This is a genomic window from Beijerinckia sp. L45, assembly GCF_009765775.1.
Taxonomy (GTDB): Bacteria; Pseudomonadota; Alphaproteobacteria; order Rhizobiales; family Beijerinckiaceae; genus RH-AL1.
Genome location: NZ_LMUU01000168.1, coordinates 17,692 through 20,874, shown reverse-complemented (window position 1 = coordinate 20,874; position 3,183 = coordinate 17,692). Strand labels below are relative to the sequence as shown.

The window sequence follows — 3,183 nt, the reverse complement described above, 5'->3', positions numbered from 1 at the left end:
ACGCAAGCGCCGGCGGACGTCGCTGCTCGGCATGATGATCCGCTGGACGCTGGTGCTCGGCGTCTGGGTCGCCATCGCAGGCGGCGGCGCCATTGCCTATTACGCCGCCAAGCTGCCGCCGATCGACCAGCTCACCGTCCCCAAGCGCCCGCCGAACATCGCCATCATGAGCATGGAAGGCACGCTGCTTGCCAACCGCGGCGACACCGGCGGCGCGGCGATCCGCATCGCCGACCTGCCGCCCTATCTGCCGAAAGCCTTCGTCGCGATAGAGGACCGGCGCTTCTACTCGCATTTCGGCATCGACCCGCTCGGCATTTTACGCGCGCTGGTCCGCAACGTGACCGGTCATGGCGGCATGCAGGGCGGCTCGACTCTGACCCAGCAGTTGGCAAAAAACCTGTTTTTGACTCAGGAACGCACGGCGTCGCGCAAGGTGCAGGAGGCGATCCTCGCGCTGTGGCTGGAGCACAAGTACAACAAGACGCAGATCCTCGAACTCTACCTCAACCGCGTCTACTTCGGCTCCGGTGCCTTCGGCGTCGAGGCGGCGGCGCGGCGCTATTTCGGCCATGGCGCCAAGGACGTCTCGCTGCAGGAAGCCGCGATGCTCGCCGGCCTGATGAAGGCGCCGACCAAGCTGGCGCCGAACCGCAACCCGGAAGCGGCCGTCGAGCGCGCCGCCCAGGTCGTCACCGCGATGAAGGAAGAGGGCTTTATCACCGACGGCATGATGAAGCTGGCGCTGGCAAAACCCGCGAAGGCCGTGCTGCCGGTCGGTGCAGGCTCGGCCAACTACGCCGCCGACTACGTCGTCGACACGCTCGACGACACGATCGGCGCGATCGAGGACGACATCGTCGTTTCCACCACCATCAGCCAGCCGCTGCAGGCGTTCGGCGAAAAGGCGCTGACCGACGAGCTCGACAAGAAGGGCGGCAAGTTCGGGGTCAGCCAGGGCGCCATGGTCGCGATGGACCCGGACGGCTCGATCCGCGTTCTCATCGGCGGGCGAAATTATGCCGAAAGCCAGTATGACCGGGCGGTCTCGGCCAAGCGCCAGCCGGGCTCCTCGTTCAAGCCTTTCGTCTATCTGGCCGGGCTGGAGCGCGGCCTGACCCCGGACACGCTGCGCGACGACGCGCCGATCAACGTTCATGGCTGGCAGCCGGAAAATTATCATCACGACTACATGGGACCGGTGACGCTCACCAAGGCACTGTCCCTGTCGCTCAACACGGTGGCGGTGCGCATCGGCGTCGAGGCCGGGCCGAAGGCGGTGATCGCCGACGCGCACCGGCTCGGCATCACCTCGGAGCTGCAGCCCAACGCCTCGATCGCGCTCGGCACCTCCGAAGTGTCGCCGCTGGAAATGGTGACGGCCTACGTCCCCTTCGCCAATGGCGGGATCGGTGTGCAGCCGCACATCATCACCAAGATCAAGACGGCATCAGGCAAGCTCCTGTACCAGCGCAAGCCCGGCAACAACGGCCGGGTGATCGATGCCCGGTACGTGCCGATGATGAACACGATGCTGACGGAAACGCTGCTGACCGGCACCGCGCGCAAGGGCGCGATCCCCGGCTGGGAGACGGCCGGCAAGACCGGCACCAGCCAGGATTGGCGCGACGCCTGGTTCGTCGGCTACACCAGCCGCCTCGTCACCGGCGTGTGGCTCGGCAACGACGACTCCTCGCCGACGAAAAAAGCGTCGGGCGGCACGCTGCCGGTGGAAATCTGGTCGCGCTTCATGACGCAGGCGATGGGCAGCGAGCCACCGACCCCGTTACCGCTCGGCCTGTGGCGCGGCGCCCCGCCCGACCGCCCGACGATCTTTGGGATCCCGGTGCCGGGCACTGAGGCGCCCGACCCCGGCCCGATGGCCAGCGCCCCGCCGCCGCGTCCGCGCAACTGGCAGGGCGACGAGCAGGCGAGCTACGGCTATCGTCAGGCGCCGGATGCGCCGCGCTATCAGCCGGCCCCGCGCCAGGCGCGCCGCGACGATCTTGTACCGCCGGCGGATATTCCCGGCGACGGCGACGATTATCGCCGTGCCGGGCCTTCGACGGACAACCGCTCGGTGTTCGACAAGCTGTTCGGGGGCTGAGGCCCGCCTTTATGCAACCTCTGGAGTCGGGATGGCTTTTGCTTGCGAGCAGCTACCCCACACCCGGACGTAATCGAATGCCTGACCCAACCATCGTGCTTGCCGGCGCCACGGGCCATCTCGGCGGCAAGATCGCGGCGGCCTTACGGACACGCGGCGCCGACGTCCGTGCCCTCGTCCGCCCCGGCACCGCGTCCGAAAAGCTCGATCCTCTACGGCAGCTCGGCGTGTCGATCCTCACGGTCGATCCGACCAGCCTCCCCGCCATGACCGAAGCCTGTCGCGGGGCCGCCTGCGTCGTGTCGGCGCTAAGCGGGTTGCGCGCAGCGATCGTCGATGCCCAAACCATTCTGCTGAATGCCGCCGTGGCCGCCGGCGTGCCGCGGTTCATTCCATCCGATTTCGCCGCCGACTTCACCAAGGTGGCGCCCGGAGCCAATCGCAATTTCGATCTGCGCCGCGACTTCATGGCTCGCCTGGATGCGGCGCCCATCGCCGCGACCTCTGTCTTCAACGGCGCCTTCGCGGACATCCTGACCGGCGTCGCGCCGATCATCCTCTTCAAGGTCAAACGGGTTGTGTATTGGGCCGACGCCGACCAGCTGATGGATTTCACCACCATGGACAACGTGGCGACCTATACGGCAGCCGCCGCCCTAGACCCGACGACGCCGCGGTTTCTGCGCATTGCCGGCGACCAGATCAGCGCCCGCGGGCTGGCGACAGTCATGAGTGAGGTGAGCGGCGTGCCCTACAGGCTCCTGCGCCCTGGCGGGCTCGGCACGCTCGCGACCATCATCAAGGTCACTCGGACCCTGGTGCCGGCGAGCCAGGACATCTATCCGCCGTGGCAGGGCATGCAATATTTGCACAACATGTTCAGCGGCGACGCCAAGCTGAAGCCGCTCGACAACGACCGCTATCCCGGCATGCGTTGGGAGTCCGCGCGGGCGGTGCTGGCGGCGCATCTGAAGAACCTTTGACAACCATCATCCCGGTTCGCCACCGCGAAGCCGGGATGTTGCGTCGGCGATCCCCTAGTGCAAACTCACCATGTGCAACTCGTGCTGCATGGC

The 3,183-nt window shown here is 67.0% G+C and carries 2 protein-coding genes; both read left to right on the top strand.

The features are described 5' to 3' along the window. Positions 1 to 2,107 (top strand): transglycosylase domain-containing protein (locus GSQ79_RS18175; RefSeq protein ID WP_158810086.1); only part of this gene is annotated, 2,107 nt, incomplete at its 5' end. Between the two features lie 77 nt (positions 2,108 to 2,184). Further along, positions 2,185 to 3,090 (top strand): NmrA family NAD(P)-binding protein, encoded by a 906-nt coding sequence (locus tag GSQ79_RS18170; RefSeq protein ID WP_158810085.1) that lies wholly within the window; start codon positions 2,185 to 2,187, stop codon positions 3,088 to 3,090. Positions 3,091 to 3,183: the final 93 nt, after the last annotated feature.

What these genes read in the sequence shown, in the direction of transcription:
- GSQ79_RS18170 (WP_158810085.1), top strand. Translation starts at nt 2,185, where the DNA reads ATGCCTGACCCAACCATCGTGCTTGCCGGCGCCACGGGCCATCTCGGC.